At 40.2% G+C, this 20182-nt stretch carries 20 protein-coding genes; 3 read left to right on the top strand and 17 right to left on the bottom strand.

All coding sequences use genetic code 11. The features are described 5' to 3' along the window. Positions 1–25 precede the first annotated feature (25 nt). The gene (locus ABWV72_RS00880) at positions 26–1360 is read left to right on the top strand and encodes an MATE family efflux transporter (RefSeq protein ID WP_353368347.1); all 1335 of its coding nucleotides are present in this window, start codon (positions 26–28) and stop codon (positions 1358–1360) included. Between the two features lie 52 nt (positions 1361–1412). Here ABWV72_RS00880 and ABWV72_RS00885 read toward each other — a convergent pair whose 3' ends face one another. The 11 genes from ABWV72_RS00885 to tatA form a co-directional block, all read right to left on the bottom strand. Next, positions 1413–1964 (bottom strand): BON domain-containing protein, encoded by a 552-nt coding sequence (locus ABWV72_RS00885; protein WP_353368348.1) that lies wholly within the window; start codon positions 1962–1964, stop codon positions 1413–1415. A gap of 391 nt (positions 1965–2355) precedes the next feature. Beyond that, a complete protein-coding gene (locus ABWV72_RS00890) occupies positions 2356–3675 on the bottom strand; it encodes a DUF2254 domain-containing protein (protein ID WP_353368349.1) in 1320 nt (439 codons plus the stop codon). Positions 3676–4012: 337 nt separating this feature from the next. Next, positions 4013–4207 (bottom strand): hypothetical protein, encoded by a 195-nt coding sequence (locus ABWV72_RS00895; RefSeq protein ID WP_216049108.1) that lies wholly within the window; start codon positions 4205–4207, stop codon positions 4013–4015. 59 nt (positions 4208–4266) lie between these two features. Next, a complete protein-coding gene (locus ABWV72_RS00900) occupies positions 4267–4443 on the bottom strand; it encodes a DUF1328 domain-containing protein (protein ID WP_216049109.1) in 177 nt (58 codons plus the stop codon). Positions 4444–4960: 517 nt separating this feature from the next. Further along, positions 4961–5959 carry a porphobilinogen synthase gene (hemB, locus tag ABWV72_RS00905; RefSeq protein WP_216049110.1) on the bottom strand — a complete coding sequence of 333 codons (999 nt, stop codon included), beginning with the start codon at positions 5957–5959 and terminating at the stop codon, positions 4961–4963. 24 nt (positions 5960–5983) lie between these two features. Continuing rightward, positions 5984–7882: a sensor domain-containing diguanylate cyclase gene (locus ABWV72_RS00910; protein ID WP_353368350.1), complete on the bottom strand. Its 1899-nt coding sequence runs from the start codon at positions 7880–7882 to the stop codon at positions 5984–5986. Continuing rightward, positions 7872–8666 (bottom strand): TatD family hydrolase, encoded by a 795-nt coding sequence (locus ABWV72_RS00915; protein ID WP_353368351.1) that lies wholly within the window; start codon positions 8664–8666, stop codon positions 7872–7874. The genes ABWV72_RS00910 and ABWV72_RS00915 overlap by 11 nt, the downstream gene beginning before the upstream one ends. Before the next feature lie 212 nt (positions 8667–8878). Further along, a complete protein-coding gene (locus ABWV72_RS00920) occupies positions 8879–9430 on the bottom strand; it encodes a hypothetical protein (RefSeq protein ID WP_216049113.1) in 552 nt (183 codons plus the stop codon). After that, on the bottom strand, positions 9427–10191 hold the full coding sequence (gene tatC, locus ABWV72_RS00925) for a twin-arginine translocase subunit TatC (protein ID WP_216049114.1): 765 nt from the start codon (positions 10189–10191) through the stop codon (positions 9427–9429). The genes ABWV72_RS00920 and tatC overlap by 4 nt, the downstream gene beginning before the upstream one ends. Further along, complete coding sequence (gene tatB / locus ABWV72_RS00930; RefSeq protein WP_216049115.1) at positions 10192–10497, bottom strand: Sec-independent protein translocase protein TatB; 306 nt, start codon at positions 10495–10497, stop codon at positions 10192–10194. Between the two features lie 20 nt (positions 10498–10517). Further along, positions 10518–10769, bottom strand: a complete 252-nt coding sequence (gene tatA / locus ABWV72_RS00935; RefSeq protein WP_216049116.1) for a twin-arginine translocase TatA/TatE family subunit — start codon at positions 10767–10769, stop codon at positions 10518–10520. A 118-nt stretch (positions 10770–10887) separates the two neighbouring features. On the opposite strand from tatA, the gene ABWV72_RS00940 reads away from it, so the two are divergent. Together ABWV72_RS00940 and ABWV72_RS00945 are read left to right on the top strand one after the other, a co-directional pair. Then, complete coding sequence (locus ABWV72_RS00940; RefSeq protein ID WP_342805393.1) at positions 10888–11805, top strand: hypothetical protein; 918 nt, start codon at positions 10888–10890, stop codon at positions 11803–11805. 93 nt (positions 11806–11898) lie between these two features. Further along, positions 11899–12861 carry a glutathione S-transferase family protein gene (locus tag ABWV72_RS00945; protein WP_342805395.1) on the top strand — a complete coding sequence of 321 codons (963 nt, stop codon included), beginning with the start codon at positions 11899–11901 and terminating at the stop codon, positions 12859–12861. A 114-nt stretch (positions 12862–12975) separates the two neighbouring features. Here ABWV72_RS00945 and acuI read toward each other — a convergent pair whose 3' ends face one another. The 6 genes from acuI to ABWV72_RS00975 form a co-directional block, all read right to left on the bottom strand. Further along, a complete protein-coding gene (acuI, locus tag ABWV72_RS00950) occupies positions 12976–13953 on the bottom strand; it encodes an acrylyl-CoA reductase (NADPH) (RefSeq protein ID WP_216049118.1) in 978 nt (325 codons plus the stop codon). Positions 13954–14009: 56 nt separating this feature from the next. Then, a complete protein-coding gene (gene acuR / locus ABWV72_RS00955; protein ID WP_342805397.1) occupies positions 14010–14651 on the bottom strand; it encodes an acrylate utilization transcriptional regulator AcuR in 642 nt (213 codons plus the stop codon). An 87-nt stretch (positions 14652–14738) separates the two neighbouring features. Next, positions 14739–16364: a ubiquinone biosynthesis regulatory protein kinase UbiB gene (gene ubiB / locus ABWV72_RS00960; protein WP_216049120.1), complete on the bottom strand. Its 1626-nt coding sequence runs from the start codon at positions 16362–16364 to the stop codon at positions 14739–14741. A gap of 4 nt (positions 16365–16368) precedes the next feature. Continuing rightward, positions 16369–17010 carry a ubiquinone biosynthesis accessory factor UbiJ gene (locus tag ABWV72_RS00965; protein ID WP_353368352.1) on the bottom strand — a complete coding sequence of 214 codons (642 nt, stop codon included), beginning with the start codon at positions 17008–17010 and terminating at the stop codon, positions 16369–16371. Then, on the bottom strand, positions 17010–17852 hold the full coding sequence (gene ubiE / locus ABWV72_RS00970; RefSeq protein WP_353368353.1) for a bifunctional demethylmenaquinone methyltransferase/2-methoxy-6-polyprenyl-1,4-benzoquinol methylase UbiE: 843 nt from the start codon (positions 17850–17852) through the stop codon (positions 17010–17012). Before ubiE ends, ABWV72_RS00965 begins: the two co-directional genes overlap by 1 nt. Positions 17853–18154: 302 nt before the next feature. After that, positions 18155–20173, bottom strand: coding sequence for a glycoside hydrolase family 32 protein (locus ABWV72_RS00975; protein ID WP_353368354.1), 2019 nt, complete (start codon positions 20171–20173; stop codon positions 18155–18157). Positions 20174–20182 lie beyond the last annotated feature (9 nt).

Genomic DNA, 20182 nt, shown 5'->3' on the forward strand with positions numbered 1-20182 from the left:
GCGCGTTTTTAATAAAGATAATCCATTGATAAATTCCAATTCGCAAATTAAAAGAAACTTTGCACTTGCGTGGCCCTTAGCTTTTAATGCCTTGCTCGTTCAATCCATGTTGATGATTGATACCCTGCTCGTTGCTCCCTTGGGCGAATTGCCCGTGGCCGCTATGGGCATTGCAACGACCATAGTGGCGTTTGTGTTGGGCATAGAAATAGCTATTGGTAATGGCATACAGCTGCTGGTTGGCAGAGCATTTGGTTCAAAAAGCCAAGCAGAATTAGCCATTGCCTATTGGTCAGGCTTAGTTATAAATATATCTACATCATTGATTTTTATATTTATTTTGACCTTTTTCAGTTCCGATATAGTGGCTGGAATTACCGACAACCCCGAACTTGCAGAACTGACCGAATCTTATATTTCAATTACTAAGTATATTGTTTTGCTGACCGCATACACTCAAGTGTGTACTGCATTTTGTAATGGCATTGGCAATACTATGGTACCGCTTAAAGGCTTTATGATTGAGTTGCCCGTCAACGCACTATTGAGTTATGTGTTGATTAATGGATTTGCTGATTATAAAGGTCTAGGTGTAGAAGGCGCCGCTTGGGGAAGTTTAATATCGATATTTTTAAGGGCTAGCTTCCTTTATTTAGCCCTGAAACTGGATAACAAAGTCGACCTCACTTATCCCAAAAATAGGCCATTTCTAACAGAAATTGGCCCGCAATTTGCCGAAATTTATCCTATCGCCGCGAATTTTTTTGTGCTTTATGTTGGCGCCACCGTTTATCAACTGTTATTTGCTCAATTAGATTTATTTGCATTCGTTGCAATCACTTTGATCTTCCCCTGGGTCCGGGCAGGCACCCAATTTCCTAATGCTTGGGCGCAAGCTTCGGCAATCAGTATAAGTCAGGCACTAGGACAAAGGGGTAGCAAAGAGCACAAAACCTTTATCTCTAAATGTACCAAAGTGGGAATGATCATATCGCTTTTTATCGCTGCCATATTTTTACTACTCAGCCAAAATATTCATTTTATTTACCCAGATATTGAAGCAGAGGTACAAACTGCGTTGCTGGTAATAGCTCCTTTATATATCGTGCTGCCGATTATAAGAGCCTACAATACGGTTGCAGGAAACATCTTGCGCGCACTGGGAAACAGTAATCTTGTCCTGAAAATTCACTTTATCACCCAATGGGCTATTGCTTTGCCAATTTGTGCTTTACTGATTCTATACTTCGAGGTGTCAATTTTTTGGGCATTTGCGATGATCCCAATTGAAGAGTTACTTAAAGTTATCCCCTTTTATCGATACAAAGAATTTTATATAAAACGCTTACATACAACGTAAAAAAGCGCCCGAAGGCGCTTTGAAATAATCAAATTGTAGACTTTAGTGAATACTATTTGCCAATTGTAAGATTAGAAACAACGTTTTTCACGTCGTCTGTATTCTCGGCAATAGTGACCGCTAAATCACGTTCAGCGTTTGAGTCTAGCGTACCTGATAGGGTCACCACACCGTTTTCAACTTCAACTTCAATGTCAGTACCACTGACTTCAGATTCGAATAGTAAACGGGTTTTAACCACAGACTCCACTTTTGAATCTTTCAGGGTTTGCATTATTTGGGCGGTGTCAGAATCATCTTCATCTTTGATAACGGTTAATTGATTATCAACCTCTTCTACACCTTCAAGTGACAACATTAACTCTTCTGCTAACGCTTTATCCACATCGGTATCAACTTTACCGGTTAGCACAATCACGCCATCATTTACGTCAGTATTAATGTCGAAAGAATCTAGGTTGCCATTGAATAATAAAGTTGTTTCAGCTTTACCGTCAATCCATGCATCTTTTGCTTTATCTGACCATTCGTTTTCTGCGTTAGCACTCATTGAAGCAGTTGTTAAAGCAGCGGCTATAATTAGTGAACAAGTAGTACGTTTCATATCAGTCTCTCCTTTTTGTTTAGACACTTTAGCTAATGCCAATTCGATGCCAACTTATAACTCATTGTTTTTTATATAAATTAAATAATTCCCATGCTCATAGCGTAAAAGGAGTATGTATTTTCGAAATACTCAAATGTAATTTCTACAGCTTTAAGCGCAAGCAACTTTTTCACTGATTAGAAGTATTCGATATTGGCAATTAGAGATTTTGCGGGGCGGTATTTGCAGGCTTGCAAAATAAACTTCAGCGCTACTTAGCGCTGAAGTTTATGGAAGCTGTAGGTTATTAGTAGGTAGCAGATTTAACGACAGTGACCGTGTAGAGCAGTGATACAGATCATCACCTAAGCATTTCACTAAATGGTTTATTCTAGTTGCTTTACAAGATCTAATTCAAAGTCTCAACAGTTAGAAGAGTTTTAACATTTTGTGCTATTTTGACAAAATCCTTTGTGTCTTTTTCAGTGTATTGTGCGCTTTCTTTGCCTTGCTCAATAGCATGCAGTTGACGTTGAATCACCCTATGCACGTCGATCTTATCTGATACCAATGCAATACGTTCTAGACTCTCAAGTAGCCGAATTGTCACCGCCACAGAGCCGACAGCATATTGACGAATCTGATCAAATGCAGAGTTCGCTAACCCCACAAAATCATAAGGTTTGCGAGATAATCTTAATCGGCCACTTTGATCAAAATATTGTCCGGCGTGCAACTTTTGATTGGATAAGTTACATAGCACTAAACACAATTTATCAATGCAGGTTATCGCCGTATAGGGATCATTAACCCCTGGAGATAGCGCGCGTACCGCGATTTCTACCATTTGGTGTATGGCATATTCAGGATCTTGAATCGGTGTTCTATTACTGCCGATGACACAACATTCATTTACCGCGTTATTTAAGTCACTTGTAATGGGCGTCAGACTCTTCACGCTAGCCAGTTCCGTGCTTTGGTTAATCAGATCGCCGGGTCGCCAATTCAACTCGATTAAAACATCATGCTCAGTGGCGACATCAAGTAACTTATCATTACTTAAAAGTTGCAAATAGCCACTTTGCTTCGCTTTCACTGACAAGGTATAAGAAAAGCTGCTGTCCGTCTTATTCTGTAAAACAGAGGTTTGCTCATTACAAAATAACGGTTCTATTGCGTGGTTTATTTCCTCACACAATTCATTAATGACGTTATCTGCTTGAATTGAACGGGCTACATGATGAATAAAATAAATGAGAACAATGACACTAAATAATGTGGCCAGTAGACACCAAATAATAGCCAAGCCCATTTTGATGCCTTGATTTGAATCCAGACTCATGGAGTAAATTAGTACTACGCAGTATGAGAAGATTGAAATGAAAGTTCCTAGTACGACTTGGGTTCCTCTGTCGTCCATAAAATTACGAATCAAGCGCGGACCAAACTGAGAAGATGCTAAGGTTAAGGTAACAATTGTTATTGAAAACGCGATACTAGTTACCGTTATCATTGAAGCGGCAATGGTATTAAGTAATGAAAGAAGCGTGCTCTGATCGGTTTGATAGAGGAAAGGTAACCAATCTAAAGCCCCCCAAGCTTGAGCATGATCAATCCATACCATGAACCAAGCTGAAGTAATCGATGTCACAACCATAAGTAGCGGGACAAACCAGAAACTAGTCTTTATTGAGTCAAACAGTTTATCTAATCTGGCTAGGTTTTTCATTCATACATCCTTATTGTAACCGCCACCGCCAAGCAAACATGAAGTAACCTCACTTTGGTACATCGAGTGAGGTTACTAAATCAATTTATTTTTTCGATCTTTTCTTGGCAAAAAGTAGCATGCTAACTACCAGTATAATCATAAATAGACCAAAGGAAGCCAAGAATGTGTAGATTGGACTGCCACCTGCTAGTCCGGTAGATGTCACAAAAAATCCTACACTGATGACAATTGCGATAATAATTATTTTAAAGTCCATAAATCACCTCATTTGAAAATAAAAAAGGGCTCATTGAGCCCTTTTATTCTGCGTGAAAGCGCTTCGGGTTGACATTTATTAACAGTCTTTGTCTTCTGCTTTAACGCCTTCTTTAACGTCTTCGCAAGCATCTTCTAGCGCATTACCTGCGTCTGTTACCATTTCATCAACTTTCTCACCAGCGTCCTCTGCAGGACCTTGCTCACAAGCAGCTAGAGCGAATACTGAACCAGCGATTAGTAAGATTTGTAAAGTATGTTTAAAATTTTTCATGTGTATCTCCATTAATTATGAATTTTTATAAAGTTCATTTAGCGTGATGATCGAGTTCTCTATACTTTCGGACCTTTACCGCGTACGGCATTGGCTACGAGTGAAATCACCAGTAAAACTACGAAAACAAAAAAGATGATTTTAGCGATACCAGCTGCAGTACCTGCAATTCCACCAAAACCAAATACAGCTGCAATAATTGCGATAACCAAAAATGTTAGTGCCCAGCTCAACATGATATTCTCCTTTTGTTTGTGTTCGATATTCTTAATGCGCATTACGTGCCAACATCGAACAACAGAGTATGTTATTGATATATAAATAAAAATAACAACTCCAAATAATCCCAATACCTTCAACGCTAAGTTTTCTTTGCAAAAAGTACACTGAATCTAGAAACTTTTTCACATCTACAATGTGATTGTTCTGTATTTGCTTGGTTGAGCTGATATTGCTTGACTATAAACGCTTAAATTTAGGTTGGCTGTCATGCTTAGTTCTTTTGCCATAGGTCAAAGCAGTATTTAATTGATAGCGGTGAGCACTAGTCAACGAAGTATTTCGCTGCATAAACGGCTCGCTATCCGAACTAATCTTAGTTTCATATTAAAGTGTGAGCGTCATTGCCCAAAGAGGGGGAAGAGTTTAAGCCAAGCACAATTAAGGTTAACTATGCTTGGCTATGTAACTTCGATATTAGATGCAAACCTTGCCGTATCTGGAATATGGCGCGATTAGCAAACCGGCGAATAATTACCTTGCCAGTATTTGCGCGGCTTGCTTTGCAAAGTAGGTCAAAATGCCGTTTGCTCCAGCACGTTTGAATGCCACCAAAGATTCCATGATTACGGCTTCTTCATTTAACCACCCATTTTCAAATGCAGCTTTGTGCATCGCGTACTCACCACTAACTTGATAAACAAAAGTGGGAACTTGAAAGGTATCTTTGCAACGCCGAACTATATCTAAATACGGCATACCTGGTTTAACCATCACCATATCTGCACCTTCTTTTAAATCAAGTGCGATCTCGTGAAGCGCTTCATCGGAATTAGCAGGATCCATCTGATAACTATGCTTATTTCCCCCTTTAATATTGCCAGCTGAACCGACTGCATCACGAAAAGGGCCATAGTAGTTTGACGCGTATTTAGCGGAATAAGCCATGATACAAGTATTAATATAGCCATGCTGTTCTAGGGCTTGCCTAATCATTCCAATACGTCCATCCATCATATCTGAAGGAGCAACGATATCTGCGCCAGCTTCCGCGTGTGATAAAGCCTGTTTCATCAATACTTCACAGGTTTCATCATTTAAGACATAACCTGACTCATCAATCAAACCATCTTGTCCGTGAGAGGTAAAAGGGTCGAGTGCGACATCGGTAATCACCGCAATATCAGCAACATTCTGTTTTATTGCTCTTACCGCTCGCTGTGCTAAACCTTCAGGGTTAAATGCCTCGCTCGCACAATCCGATTTAATATCGAGGGGAGTCACGGGAAAAATAGCGATAGCGGGTATTCCTAGGTCGACCAACTCTTTAGCTTCTTCCACCAATAAATCAATAGATAGGCGCTCTACACCTGGCATAGAGGGGACCGCAACTCGTTGCTGTGTGCCTTCAACAACAAACATGGGGTAAATCAAATCCTTCGCAGTTAGGGTATTTTCTGCCATCATCTCCCGGGTGAAACTGTGTTTGCGCATTCTTCTCATACGGTTGGCAGGAAACTTTTGATCGAACATAGAAATATTTACCTCTTTAGTTATTTATACAATATCGCGGGCGTGTAAATGTATACTTCTCACCCGGTTTCGGCCATCTCGTTTCGCCTGATACAAAGCCTTATCGGCACTCTCTAAAAGATTTTTTTCATCCTCTACACCACTCACGATAGTAGAAGCAACGCCAGCACTAATGGTGACTTTGAGTTGTAATTCATCAACTTCGGTAACGGTGTTTTCAATGATTTCTCGGAGTCTTTGTGCCAATGCTTTAGCACCTTCAAAATCAGTATTCGGCAATATAAGAGCGAACTCCTCTCCACCGTAGCGACAGGCATCATCAGTTGTGCGTTTTAAATTCTGTTTTAAAATGTTAGCCACATTTTTAATTACTTCGTCACCGGCAACATGACCATAAGTGTCATTAATATTCTTAAAATGATCTATGTCCAGCATGATTAAGGATAGATCAGAGCGCTCGCGGCGACAGCGTCGAGCCTCTGCTTGGAATTTTTTATCAAAGTGTTTACGGTTGCGAATACCGGTCAGACTATCGGTACGGGTTTGCTGTTCTAGCTCATTGTTTGTTTCAGACAACTCCCGCAGTGCTATTTCGAGCTCTAAGGTACGCTCCTGAACGTTATATTCTAAACTCTGCTGGGCTTGCTCTTTTAGTTTAAGTGCTTCCTCTTGCGCTTCTCGGGCCATACGTTCTTCAAGCAAAGCGAGTTCCTGACTCTGATATTGCTCCTCGCGCTGAATGGAGTACGAAATAACTAAAACAAAAGCCAACATAAAGGTTTCAATGGCCGCACCTAACATAACAAAATATTGTGCTGGCAAATCTATCTCGAGTAAATTTGCGCTTTCTAGTCCTGCTAAAACGCCAGAAACAAGTAAAACCGACCAAGCAAGCAGATACAAACGTGCGAGTTTAACTCCTCGTAACATCATTAATAGTGAAACCACAAACACCAAAATAGATGCGAAACATAAGATCACAAGGAAATACATGATGTAGTAATAGTAAGGAATGCTTAAGCTCGCAAAAACGGATAACAGAAGCCACCACACTGAATATTTCAATAATTGATCTAAGGTTCTACTATGTTTGTAAACTTCCAGTAACTGTCGTGTACATATGCATGCGAATAAAATGGTGAGGGTGGCGAAAATGCCCACGCTGCGACTTTGTAGCCATACCCAATCTGGCCATATATATTTAAATCCAATACCGTGCAACGTAGCAAGAGTTAGTGCGATCGATACCACGTATAAACTATAACTTAGGAAGCTGGGCTTTTTGGTTGAAACATAAAAGAATAAATTACTCAGGGCCATTGCCAGCATAAAACCGAAAAACAATCCCAATAGTAAATTTTGCTCACCATTGTAAATCAAATACTCTTTTTCTTCCCAAACACGCAGCGGCAATTTCACAGTGCCACTTGTCTGCACTTTGACAATGGCTGAAATTCGTTTCTCCGAATTTGGTACAGGAAAGAGTAACTTTTCATTTTTTATCTGACGGGAATTAAACGGATAACTGTCACCTTCGTGGTATTCCGAAATCAATTTTCCATTACTAAAAAACCATATATCGACTTTGTCGAGCATGACGTAGTCGATTTCAATTAATTTTGGATTTTCACTAAGGTTGTTGGGCAGAAAAAACTTAAACCAATACGGCGTTTTGCTCATTCCATACACTAAAAAGTCTGAGCTTTCTTGATTCCACTGTGAATTTTGATATTTTCGCAACTTCTCTATAGTAAGAGAGTTCATGGGGTCCTCAAGATAAAGGGTGCCTTGATTTATATCGAGTAAATAGTTGTTTGTAGAACCTAGTTTTGAGATGGACAAAATACTGATTAATCCAAACAGTATAATTAGGCCAATAAACCAAGTTTTGTGGACGCCCACAGAATTTTTATTAATGTTCAAAACTTGCGCCTACTGCAAATAAATCCATAGTATTTTGCCAACAGTTTTGCTTCAAGTCCTGTAGCTCCTGATTACGTAAATTTGCAATAAATTCAGCAATGTGCGGAATATGAGCGGGTTGATTGTTACGGGACTTTGCCTTTAGCGTTTTAGGAAATAAATAAGGAGAGTCTGTTTCCAAAAGCATTCGTTGTGATGGTAATTTTAATACGGCTTCACGCAAAGATTCACCACGCTTAGGGTCACAAACCCAGCCTGTAACACCAATGTAGAAACCTAACTCTAAATAGGCTTCCATTTGAGCAAGGCTGCCAGTAAAACAATGGACCACAGCCCCCGATAATTTGGGGGAATAGGCTTTTAACAGGGCGATTTGTTCAGCAAATGCGTCTCGTTCGTGCAAATAAACCGGCAACTGTAATTCGCAAGCTAATTCCAACTGTTGCTCAAATACCCGCAATTGTGTCTGTGCTGGCGAGAAATTACGATTGAAATCCAATCCACATTCGCCAATAGCAACAACCTTTTGGTTAGTCGCTAGGTTTTTGAGTTGTTCGATAAAGTCGGGGGCGGCATCTTTTGCATAGTGCGGGTGAATACCCGCACTGGTAACCAAATTGTTTGGAAATTGTTGGGCTATCGAAAGCGCTTCTTGGCTTTGCTGGATATCAGTACCAATGAGTAATATACCAGTTACGTCATTATTAAGGGCATGCTCAATAGCATCCGGAAACACTAAACGCTTATCCGGTAAGTTTATGCCTATATCAAACCAGTGGGTCAAACTAGTAGGCCTGACTCAGCATTATGCAACCAACAACCTTGATCGGTCTTTCTATACTGCTCATTAAGAGAACACTCCTTGAAACATCTTGTTTATCCCCATAATTCATGGGCTAGGCACAATTTTATAATTTAAATACTATAGCCCATTAATGTATCACAAGGATTTACCCTAGTGTGCATAACCTCAGGGTAACTTGCTTCGCTGTGAGGTTAGTTAATACGCTTCACTCTAATACGGCGATTTTGACTATCTTTTCCTAAATGATAGGAACCTAGTGCACCGCGTTCTATATAAATTACTTCATTGACCTTCACTTTAAAATTAGTGGCTTCCTGTTCACGCCAAATATGTCCATTGTCTAATTTGAAAACAGCCCGTTTAAGGCCATCTTTAGTGACTTCAACCACAGTTGCATAGATTTTATCATCGGTATCTTCAGGCAGCTTTGCTTGCCTACCAAATTCAGCATTACGCTGACTTTTCGTTGCGTTTTCAGGCTTAGCTTCTAGTACAATATTTTGCTCAGAATTTTGCGCTGCTAACTGATTATTTGCAGGTAAAGGTGCCGGCACTTGCATCAAGTCCTGCAACCCGCCGTAACGGTTTAATTGATTGACGATTTTGTCATAACAAACTAGGCGCTTTAAACTATTTTGAACTTGTCCACAGTTTTTAAGAGCCTCACCAACGGTTTCAGCTTGTGCTGACACAGTAGTGACATAAACACAAACTGACAAAAACAATATAATTAATTTCTTCATGATACTTCCTGATTTTTTTCTTTTTCTTGTTGTTCGTCTTCGTCATCTGCTTTTGGTGTATATAACGCCCCAATAATAATTCCTATTTCAAATAGTATCCACATGGGAACAGCTAATAACGATTGCGAGATTATGTCGGGCGGTGTCAACAACATCCCCACAACAAACACACCCACTATGACATACGGCCTTTTCGCCCTTAGCGAGGCTGCATCGGTAATTCCAGCCCAACACATCAGAATCACCGCTACCGGAATTTCGAAGGCGAGTCCAAAGGCAAAAAACAACTTCAATACAAAGGTAAGATAACTACTAATGTCCGTTGTGAATGCAACACCGTTAATTTCTATACCTGCGAAAAACGCAAATATGACCGGGAAGACCACAAAATAGGCAAAGGCAATTCCAGCGTAAAAAAGCAGTGTGCTTGAAAGCAAAAGAGGCGCGATCAATTTTTTCTCGTTGCGATAAAGCCCTGGTGCAATAAATCCCCAAATTTGATAAAGCACAAAGGGTATTGCTAGAAAAAATGACAATACTAACGTCAGTTTAAAAGGCGCAAAAAATGGCGCCCCAACATCAGTTGCAATCATTTGGGAATTATCAGGCATTGCGTTCAACAACGGCGTGGCCAACAAATGATACAAATCTTGAGCAAAAAACGCTAAAGGTACGAATACCACTAGTATGCTCAAAACCGCTTTGAGCAAGCGGCTTCGCAATTCAATTAAATGAGAAATAAAACTATTAGGATCAGACATTTAAGATTTATCTTTATCGTAAGGCTTATTGACAGATGCTGCGGATGCTTTCAGTTCATCAACTGTTTTTTGCAGATCCGGAGATAAATTTTCTAGACCTTGCTGCTCTGCTTTTTTGAGGTTTTCATGCAATTCATGAACCCGTAACTGCTCTTCTACTTCCTGTTTAAAACCCGAAGCCATGGAGCGCACACTGCGAAATGTTTTCGCCACACTGCGCATTGCTCCAGGCAGCCGTTCAGGGCCAAGCACTAATAAAGCGAGCACACCCACAACCAGTATTTCTAAGAACCCGATATCAAACATAAGCTAGCTTTTCTTTTCGACTATTCAGTTTTTTGCGGTTGCTTTTCAGCTTCATTTTGTTGCTGGACATTTTGTTCTTTGGATTCAATCTTTTCTTCAGTTTTTTTCGCTGTGTCTTCTTCGAAATCAGCATCTTTATCTGATATTGCTTTCTTGAAACCTTTAACAGCAGAACCCAAATCACCACCTAAAGAACGTAATTTTTTGGTTCCGAACAACAATAAAACGATAACCAAAACAATCAACAATTGCGCCCAACCAATATTACCCATTTGAAAACTCCTATAAATTTAGTAAGGCTATTATACGTAGCTAAATTGAAACGTCACTGGATTTGATACATAGATAAAAAAAGAGCATGATTTATAGACCCAATTTGGAGCAATAAGTTTGCCTAATTTAAGAATTGTTGCATTATTCTTTCTAATTTTACATTTTAGCAATGCCGCTGTAGCCCAAGAAGAGCAGGACGTGTGGCTTGATTCTATGCATAAAAATATTTCCGAGTCGGTATTAGACACGGCACAATGGTTTGATAATTTTTTTGCAAATGAAAACCTTCAAGAAGACCAAAAAGCACTTGGCGAAGTGCGTCTTCGACTCGGAATAGAGCCTCGGTCTCGAAATTTAGAGGAATTTGAGGCGCGTTTGAAGGTCAGAGTAAAGCTACCTAACCTAAAAAATCGCGTTGATTTGATACTTACTGATTTTGACGAAGAGCAAGACGACCGAGTCGCCAGCAGCGGAAGTGGTGAATTTGCTCGTGAAGATAGTTTTAACTTAGCGCTACGTTACAAGGTGTCACCTGATAGCGGACTTTCCCATCGAATCGGTTTTGGTCGCAGATTTCAATACTACGCGAAGTCTAGATACCGAGATGCCATAGGTCTGAGTGATTCAGTGGAAATGCGCTACGACGCATCAATCTACTATTACAACCGAGATAAATTAGGTACCTCCTTCAGTCTTACCTTCAACTACGACTATTCAAAAAACTTACTACTTAGATATCACAATCGCTTTGAATATAGAGACAAAACTAATGATTGGTTATGGCAGCATAGTTGGCAGGGTTTCAAACAACTTGATGATACGAGTGCTGTCATCTACGGTTATTACATCGAAGGTATAACTCGGCCAAATTATCGATTAGAGGAATATTTGGTCAGTGTTAAATTACGTAAACAAACCGATAGAAGTTGGTTATTTTACGAAGTTGAACCTTTTGTGCTGTGGCGTAGAGATGAACAGTTTTCAGCATCCTATGGCATCGCTTTGCGAATTGAAGGGTATTTTGGCGAACGTTAACCCTGATTCCGCAACAAAAGTGGGCTACTTTTTTAAATAAATCATACCTAATATGATTGATGAAACCGTTCAGCATATATAAAAGGGGGATACATGGGATTGTTAGTGGATGGAAAGTGGGTCGACCAGTGGTACGACACTGAGTCAAGTGGCGGCAAATTCGAAAGGCAAGCATCTAAATTCAGAAACCAGATTTCAACCAAAGCAGACGCAAAGTTTAAACCTGAGTCCGGTCGTTACCACTTATACGTTGCATTAGCTTGTCCATGGGCACACAGAACACTTATTTTCCGAAAATTAAAGGGCTTAGAGCCTCATATTGATGTATCAGTGGTGGCCCCAGACATGTTAGAAAATGGTTGGGAATTTTCTGACTTTCCAGATGCTACAGGGGATAAATTATTTAATTTTGATTTTATGCATCAGGTATATACCAAAGCCCAAGCTGATATCACCAGTCGGGTGACAATTCCGGTGTTGTGGGATAAAAAAACCAATTCAATTGTTAATAACGAATCTGCTGAAATAATTCGAATTTTCAATTCTCAGTTTAATTCACTGACAAATAACCAGATTGATTTTTACCCTGAGAATTTGCGCGTTGAAATTGATGAAGTAAACGAAAGGGTATACAACACTGTAAACAATGGTGTTTACAAAGCTGGCTTTGCCACTAATCAAATGGCCTATGAAGACGCCGTTATTCCATTATTTGAAACCTTAGATTGGCTCGATAAACGACTATCTAAACAACGATATTTAGTAGGTCAGCAAATTACAGAGGCTGATTGGCGCTTGTTTACTACTTTAATTAGATTTGATCCCGTTTATGTTGGGCATTTCAAATGTAATATCCGCCGCATAGCTGATTATCCAAATCTTTCAGGCTATTTGCGTGAGTTATACCAATACCCTCAAGTAGCAGACACAGTCAATTTTGTGCATATTAAACGACATTATTATTTTAGCCACACCCAGTATAATCCAACCCAGATTATTCCCGCGGGTCCGATAATGGAACTAAACAAACCTCACAATCGTGATTTGTTAGTGTAAGTCAATTACATGCAACATCAGAACTCAAGGAAATTGAGCAAATTACAAAGTTGTTTACAGGGAATAAGAGAATAGCGCCGCTATTTAAACTCAGCGCTATTCTCGCAATCAAACCTAAAGAGTTACTACCACTCTTCCACGAACCTTGCCATTCAGCAGTTCTTTCGCGGTCTCTATTACGTCACTTAAGGTTATATTGTTCGCAATATCATCTAATGTCGTTGGATCGAGTAATTCACCTAGGCGTTGCCATGCTTCAATACGATCTTCTAACGGACGCATTACACTATCAATCCCCGCAAGGGTAATCCCGCGTAAGATAAATGGTGCGACTGATGCTGGAAAATCCATACCTTGGGCTAAACCACACGCAGCCACGGTTCCACCATACTTAAGACCGGCACAGATATTTGCTAGGGTATGGCTTCCCACTGAATCAACGGCCCCAGCCCATCTTTCTTTTCCAAGGGGACGGCCTGCTTCAGATAAAGATGCTCGGTCGATGATCTCACTGGCTCCGAGCTTTTTCAAATAATCTGCCTGTTCAGGGCGGCCTGTTGAAGCGACCACCTGATAGCCCAATTTCGCTAGCAAAGTGATTGCAAAACTTCCCACCCCACCATTAGCACCGGTGACCAAAATATCGCCTTTGTCTGGCGTCACACCATTTTTTTCAAGAGCAATAACACAAAGCATCGCCGTGTAACCAGCAGTACCTATAGCCATAGCTTGGCTGGCAGTAAACGCCTCAGGCAAAGGGATTAGCCATTCACTTTTAAGTCGTGCTTTTTGCGCTAGACCGCCACAATGCACTTCCCCGACTCCGAAACCGTTTAACAATACTTTATCGCCAACTTTAAATTTATCGGTCTCAGAGTGCTCAACCGTGCCTGCCAAATCAATTCCTGGTACCATAGGAAACTTACGAACAACTGGACTTTTGCCCGTTATGGCCAAACCATCTTTATAGTTCAAGGTGCTATGAGTCACTTTAATAGTAACGTCACCTTCCGGCAGAATGCTGTCATCAAGCTCTTTCAATTCAACCTGATATCCGTTGTCGTCTTTGTTAATTAATATACCTTGAAACATATAGCCTCCGAATATAGACCAATCGTCTATAAATAGTTAAAACGAATACCTAAATACTATCTAGGTAATCCCGCAATAAATTGTGATAAAAAGTTGTTAAGGGGTTCGGCATCTTGTACTAATCTAGCCCGACTCACGGCACCTTCCCAACCCACCCAAAAAAACTCGGCTTGAAGCTGACAATTTGCCTTAGCAGAAATCAATTTTTGCTGCTGGGCTTCTAATAAACAAGCTTCTATGCGAGCTTGCCAGTCAGTAAAGATATTGAGTAACAATTGTCGATAGCTTTCTGGCAAAACATCGACTTCTTGTCCAAGATTTCCGACTAAACAACCCCGTTTGTACTGATGTTTTTGCATACCTGATTTAGCGTCTTCAACAAAATTGGATATTCGTTGAATAGGATCGATATCGCTATTTAACAGGTGGCTGTCTAACTTCTTGGCAAAGTAACTTGCATAACTTTCTATAACTGCACGCCCAAACACTTCTTTACTAGCAAAATAATGATAAAAAGAACCTTTAGGTACGCCTACTTTTTTTAGTATTTTATCAATACCCGAGGCGAAAAAGCCTTGCTCAGTTAAAAGCTCTACGCCACTGCGGATTAATTCAGCTCGCGTATCCTGATTTTCACGTGCCACCTTAGGTGGTCTTCCGCGCTTGGGAATTGGTATTTTTGAGGTGTTCATAGGCATATAATAGACCGACCGTCTAGTAAAATGCAAAAATAGTTTTAAATAAGGCGATCTAATTAAAAATAAGGAGTTAATATCGAGCCGATACTAGTGCCTAAACCACGCATAAATCCAAGCACCCAAACCACTTCCCGCCATTAAAACACTGGGAATAAAGCTATTTATGTAAAGCGGCAAGAGACCGGACAAAATAATCAGTGTAGAGCCAGTGAGCACATAAAATAAGTTTTTTTGAGCCCGACGTTGCTGTAATTGCTGCTGTTCAAAATGTTTTTGTTGTAGCGCTGGAAGTTGTTTAACTTGTTTTAAACTGTCATAGATCAGATCAGGAATTTCAGGTAGCTTTTCTGACCAAAATGGTAGGTTAGCGTTAATTTTTTTAAACATAGCCACAAAGCCAATCTGGTCTTTCATCCACTGCTCCAAAAAGGGCTTTGCGGTCTGCCAAAGGTCTAACTGGGGATAAAGCAAGCGTCCTAAACCTTCCACATAAAGTAAGGTTTTTTGCAGTAACACCAATTGCGGCTGCACTACCATATTGAACCGCCGAGCAGTGTTAAACAGCTGCAACAACACATTACTAAAAGAAATCTCAGCCAAAGGTTTCTGAAAAATTGGCTCACATACAGTGCGAATAGACACCTCAAAGGCTTCAATATCGGTATCTGCAGGGACCCAGCCAGAATCCACGTGCAATTCTGCAACTTTACGATAATCACGATTGAAAAACGCAATAAAATTCTCAGCTAAATAGCGCTTATCGTCTCTATTTAACGTACCCACGATACCAAAATCAATAGCGATATATTGTGGGTTTTCTGGGTGCATTTTTGAAACAAAAATGTTTCCCGGATGCATATCTGCATGAAAGAAACTATCGCGAAACACTTGGGTAAAGAAAACTTCGACACCCCGTTCAGCTAAAAGCTTCATATTGGTATTCTGAGCTTCCAATGCTTCAATATTGGAAATGGGAATACCATAAATGCGCTCCATTACCATCACATTGGTTGAGCAATAATCACTGTATATCTCTGGTATATATAACGAATCAGCGCCATCAAAATTGCGTTTCAATTGAATACCGTTTGCCGCTTCTCTTGCTAGATCCAATTCTTCAACAATGGTTTTTCTATATTCATCTACTACTTCAACCGGTCTTAACCGCTTACCATCGGGCAATAATTTTTGTACTGCAAATGCCAGTGAATGCATTAATTCAATATCAGCATGAATAGTGCCAGCAATATCTGGTCGAATAACCTTTACGATCACTTCTTTGTTGTTACTTTTTAATACTGCGCTATGAACTTGTGCAATGGATGCAGAGGCTAAAGGAGTGATTTCAAACTCTGAAAATAACTCATTCAATTCAGAGATATTTAAAGCACGTTTAATGATTTCAACGGCCACGGCACTATCAAAAGGTTGCACTTTATCTTGCAAGATAGCCAATTCATCAGCAATTTCAGCAGGCAGTAAATCCCGACGAGTCGACAGCATCTGCCCAAACTTAATAAATACCGGACCTAGGGTTTGCAACGCCAGTCTTATTCTCACCCCTAGCGGTTTATCTGGATGCTGGTTACGTAACCAAAATTGACAAGACCTGCCCAGCTTGGCATACCAAGGTAGCCAGTGTTCAGGAATTAATTCATCTAATCCATGTTGCAATAGAACTTTGTTAATCTTATATAGGCGAAGAGTCCGCATTGGTTTAACTGCTCTGCTTGTTTGATGAGGTGCTGGATTGGTTTTCTAAGCGACTTAACTTTGCTGCAAGCCTGTCGGTAGCACTGCGCAGTTCATTCACCTGGTCACAAAAATCTACCACTAAAATAGCTGGCGCAGCGATGCGCTTTTCTTCAATTGCCGCATCTGCCAAGGTAACGGCTAACCGATTAGCCTGACTTTTTGCAGTTTGAATGAGTTTTTTGCCTGCTCTAAAGGTTTTATGCGCTAGCATATCACCTGTATATTTTGATAGCTGTTCTTCCCAATCAATATCTAACTCAGTCATTAACTGACTAAACTGTTGAGCAATTGCCACATCACCTTCTAGCACAAGTTCACCGTTTTGAATCAAACGGGTTATTTGGCTGGTGTCCTTTAACTTCTGTAAAGTGGACAACGACAATGCTAAGTGGCAATCAGTATTAATCTCTTCATCAGGCATAGCAACTAATACATCTACTTGATCAGAAAAACTAAAGGTTAACGTCCAAGGTAATTCATGAATATCAACGCTGAGCTGTTTTCCTGCCATTTTTTTGAGTGCAAAAACGGAACTAGGATCAAGTTTCAGTAGATGATTAAAAATACGTTCAATGCCAGAAGACACTAATTGGGCTGCAGGCATTAAAATTTGAACCCTCTGTGCAGCGCCACTATGCCACCGGTTAGATTGTGAAATGTGGTTTGCTCAAAACCCACAGCTTCCATCATACCTTTTAAGGTCTCTTGGTCAGGATGCATTCGAATTGACTCTGCCAAGTACTGATAACTTTCACTATCATTGGCCACTAACTTTCCCATTTTAGGCAATAAGTGGAACGAATACAGATCATAAGCTTTGCTTAACATGTCACTTTGCGGTTTTGAGAACTCCAGTACCAACAAACGACCACCGGGCTTTAATACACGGTACATAGAAGCCAAGGCTTTGTCTTTGTCGGTGACATTACGCAGTCCAAAAGCAATGGTAATGACGTCAAAATAGTTATCTGGAAACGGCAACATTTCGGCATTAGCTTGAACATAATCTAAATTGCCAACGACCCCTTTGTTTCGCAGTTTATCGCGGCCTACTTTCAACATGGCGTTGTTAATATCGGCTAATACCACCTGCCCAGTTTCGCCAACGATTTTAGAAAACTTTGCGGCTAAATCACCGGTTCCACCAGCTAGATCTAAGACCTTATGTCCAGCTCTAACACCACTACAATCGATGGTGAAGCGTTTCCATAAACGATGAATCCCCATAGACATCATGTCGTTCATAATGTCATATTTGGCCGCCACCGAATGAAATACATCGGCCACCATGGACGCTTTTTCGGTTTTATCCACTTGTTTAAAACCAAAGTGAGTTTGCGAGTCTTCTTCTCGAGTGACTGGCGAATCTTCAGCAGTCGACACAAGACTTACTTGATCCACTTCGTTTGTCTCAATTTCAGACTCAGGGACGTGACTATTGCTCATGGTATTTCCTTTTAAACTAATCTCATCAGTTTACCGAAAATCTTTATCTATGACTAATACCCTGAGCAATATTATTTCCAACCGCGCTATCGCGCACTTATAAAATTGTCATGCAGATTCAATATAAGTTTATCATCATGTTTCGTTGGTAGGGCATAAATGCATTTATGATGACTAAGCTCTATATGCCAAGTTTCTACGAACGACAATGTAGTAAACAACTGTGAAAGAAATTAGATATCTCACAACTAGCCTCACGCATGCTGTTTTCACCTTTCCACTATAAACGTATTTTTACATGATTAGTTAGCCCAAATTGAATCGACTTCTTGGATTGATAACGATAACGGTGAGTCGTTTTCCAAATTAACGACTCGTAACTGTGTAAAGGGCTCGTTCGGGAATATTCGAGAAGTAAGCACATACTCTCCGTCTGCTAAAAACACCTCAATAGATGATGTATCAATCCAAATTTCTACAACTCCCTGGGTGATTTTACTTTCTAATGGCATTTCAACTTTGTTATTAAATAGAGGATGAAATTCACTGCTACTTGTTAAGCCACGCTCAAGCAATATACGTTTTTTGGTTAGATCAATATCCAACGAAATTTCATCAAAGTCGTTATTAAATAACAATTGAAAAGCGGTAATCTGTTTAGGGTCGAATGTTAATTTTATTTTGGCAGTCCCCTTACTAGGAAGAGCGAGTGTTTTTACTGCCGATGACTTAATCAAATTCAAACTTTCAGGCCGCAGCAGTTTTTCGATAGTACTAGTTGGAAGAGAAGTCACCCTAAAGCCTTGCTTATTTCTGATAATACGTAAATCTCTAGGCAGCGTCATCGCCCCTCGCCATGAACTGGTTGGAATCGATCTCGCGTAATCCCAGTTATTCATCCAGCCAATAAAAATAGGGTGTTGCGATACTTCTTGTGTATTAGCAAACGTAACGCCAGCATAGTTGTCAGTGCCCCAATCTAACCATAATGCCTGTTCTTCCGCATTATTGGCGGGAAAATCGGACTGCATAATTTGATCAACCATAATAAAACCCCAAGGGTCTGAGCTGTTGTCTATGATCTTTATCTGAGCTTCCCTACCAACTAAATTAGATACAGACCAACTTTTCAACACAAAATTATTAGTTTGCTTTCCCCCTGCCTCCATAATTACGTTTCCATCAACAAGTAATTGGACTGACACTCGTCCTGGCTCATAGCCTCCCGCTACATAAAAATTTATATAGTCATGAACAATTTCAAATGGCGCGGATAACAACACGCCTTGAGCTCTGTCACCATCACTGAAACTATTTGCTAAAAAATCACCGACAAAACCATTAATTGGCCACTGGCCGACATGGCTTCCTTTAGTAGGTTGATCTGTAAAACCATCGCCGCTAATCGACCATATTTCAAATCCATTTTCAAACCCATCGATGATTTTACCGTCTGGAAATATAGCAGCCTTCACTTTAAGCGTTTCAGCTTGCTGAGGGTCCAATCTAAAATGTTGACCATCCCAGTCTCCAACGAAATATTGCGTGGCAGAGCCTCCGTTAGGTCCACCTGGATTAATACTTACTAACAAAACATATCGATACTCATCCGAACCACTCACTTTCACCTTTATCAGGTCGGGGCATTCCCAAACTCCACCATGCGCTCCATGATGTTTGCCAAAATTACTAACATGTTGCCAATCCTTTAGGTTGTCAGAAACGTAAAAACCAATATGATCCTGCTGAGCAAGCACCATCACCCACTGGTTATTTTCTTCATCCCACACCACCTTTGGATCTCTAAAATCAACTAGACCAGGATTTTCAATAACAGGATTTCCGTCATATTTAGTCCATGTTCGTCCTTTATCTAAACTGTAAGCAATTGCCTGAGATTGATGAGTAATAACGTTCTTATTTGCTAAAGATTGATCATGATAAGTAAACATAGCCACTATTGGTGGATTTTGATTTGAACCAAATCCAGAAGAGTTATTCCAGTCTACAACTGCACTTCCAGAGAATATCATGCCTTTTTCGTCCGGATATAAAGCAATTGGAAGTTCTTCCCAAGTCACTAAATCTTTACTCACTGCGTGCCCCCAATGCATTGGCCCCCACACTGTGTTGTTAGGATGGTATTGATAGAATAGATGATATTCATCTTCATAAAAAAACATCCCATTGGGGTCATTAAGCCAATTTTGCATAGGCGAGTAATGGAACTGCGGCCTAAATTGCTCGTTGTAGCCGTTATTTTGCGTACTACAAGCAGTGACCAGAAGAAGAATAAAAAAAACATGTAATAATTGCTTCATTTGCTTAAT

The sequence above is a fragment of the Aliiglaciecola sp. NS0011-25 genome, from assembly GCF_040370605.1.
GTDB classification, from domain to species: Bacteria; Pseudomonadota; Gammaproteobacteria; order Enterobacterales; family Alteromonadaceae; genus Aliiglaciecola; species Aliiglaciecola lipolytica_A.